The sequence below is a fragment of the Nocardiopsis sp. FR4 genome (assembly GCF_009830945.1).
Lineage (GTDB): Bacteria > Actinomycetota > Actinomycetes > Streptosporangiales > Streptosporangiaceae > Nocardiopsis.
Genome location: NZ_VWVV01000062.1, coordinates 1 through 1770, shown reverse-complemented (window position 1 = coordinate 1770; position 1770 = coordinate 1). Strand labels below are relative to the sequence as shown.

General features: G+C 72.8%; 1 protein-coding gene. It reads left to right on the top strand.

The genetic code is table 11. From position 1 onward, the window contains the following. Positions 1 to 5: 5 nt before the first annotated feature. Positions 6 to 1770: acetyl/propionyl/methylcrotonyl-CoA carboxylase subunit alpha (locus FYW95_RS27415; RefSeq protein WP_159944507.1), on the top strand; the 1765-nt coding region annotated here is incomplete at its 3' end.

Below are 1770 nucleotides of genomic sequence, written 5' to 3'. Positions count from 1 at the left end.
CCACCGTGCGTAAAGTTCTGATCGCCAACCGCGGCGAGATCGCCGTGCGCGTCGCGCGCGCCTGCCGCGACGCCGGACTGACCAGCGTCGCCGTCTACGCCGAACCCGACCTGGACGCCCTGCACGTCAAGGTCGCCGACGAGGCCTACTCCCTGGGCGGGTCCACCCCCGCCGACTCCTACCTGCACATCGCCAAGATCCTGGACGTGGCCGCCCGCTCCGGCGCGGACGCCGTCCACCCCGGCTACGGGTTCCTGTCCGAGAACGCCGACTTCGCCCAGGCCGTGATCGACGCCGGCCTGACCTGGATCGGCCCGCCCCCCGCGGCGATCACCGCCCTGGGCGACAAGGTCCGGGCCCGCCACATCGCGCAGAAGGTCGGCGCCCCGCTGGTCGCGGGCACCCCCGACCCCGTCTCGGGCGCCGAGGAGGTCGTGGCCTTCGCCGAGCAGCACGGGCTGCCGATCGCGATCAAGGCCGCCTTCGGCGGCGGCGGGCGCGGCCTGAAGGTCGCGCACACCCTGGAGGAGGTCGCGGGCGCCTACGAGTCGGCGGTGCGCGAGGCCGTCACCGCCTTCGGCCGCGGCGAGTGCTTCGTGGAGCGCTACCTGGACAGGCCCCGCCACGTGGAGACCCAGTGCCTGGCCGACCGGCACGGCAACGTCGTGGTGGTCTCCACCCGCGACTGCTCGCTCCAGCGCCGCCACCAAAAGCTCGTGGAGGAGGCCCCGGCCCCCTTCCTGACCCCCGACCAGCTGGAGCGGCTCTACTCCTCCTCCAAGGCCATCCTGGCCGAGGCCGGGTACGTGGGCGCGGGCACGTGCGAGTTCCTCGTCGGCACCGACGGCACCATCTCCTTCCTGGAGGTCAACACCCGCCTGCAGGTGGAGCACCCGGTGTCGGAGGAGGTCACCGGCATCGACCTGGTCCGGGAGATGTTCCGCATCGCCCAGGGTGAGGAGCTGGGCTACGGCGACCCCGAGGTCCGCGGGCACTCGATCGAGTTCCGGATCAACGCCGAGGACGCCGGGCGGGGCTTCATGCCCGCGCCGGGCACCATCACCGAGCTGGCCCTGCCCTCGGGGCCGGGTGTTCGCGTGGACACCGGCTGCGAGGCCCACTTCACGGTGCCGCAGTCCTTCGATTCCATGGTCGCCAAGCTCATCGTGACCGGGAGTACCCGCCAGCAGGCCCTGGAGCGCTCCCGGCGGGCGCTGGCGGAGTTCACCGTCGGGGGGATGCCCACGGTCATCCCCTTCCACCAGGCCGTGGTGGTCGACCCGGCGTTCGCCCCGGCCGATCCGGAGCAGGAGTTCGGCGTCTACACCCGGTGGATCGAGACCGAGTTCGACAACCGCATCGAACCGTGGTCGGGTGCCCCGGGCCAGGCTGAGGAGAGCGCCCGCGAGAAGGTGACCGTCGAGGTCGGCGGCAAGCGCATCGACGTGGTGCTGCCCGCTGGTCTGGGCGCCTCGGCCGCCGCGGTCCCCGCTGAGGCGGGCGGGCGGCGCAAGCGCGCCTCGCGCAGGAGCGGTGGTTCGGCCGCGGCGGTGGGCGGGGACGCGCTGGTCTCGCCGATGCAGGGCACCGTGGTCAAGCTGGTGGCCGAGGAGGGCCAGCTCATCGCGGAGGGCGACACGGTGGTCGTGATCGAGGCGATGAAGATGGAGCAGCCGCTGAACGCGCACAAGGCCGGGACGGTGACCGGGCTGAAGATCGCCGCGGGCGAGACCGTGGGCAACGGCGCGGTGGTCTGCGAGATCAAGGACG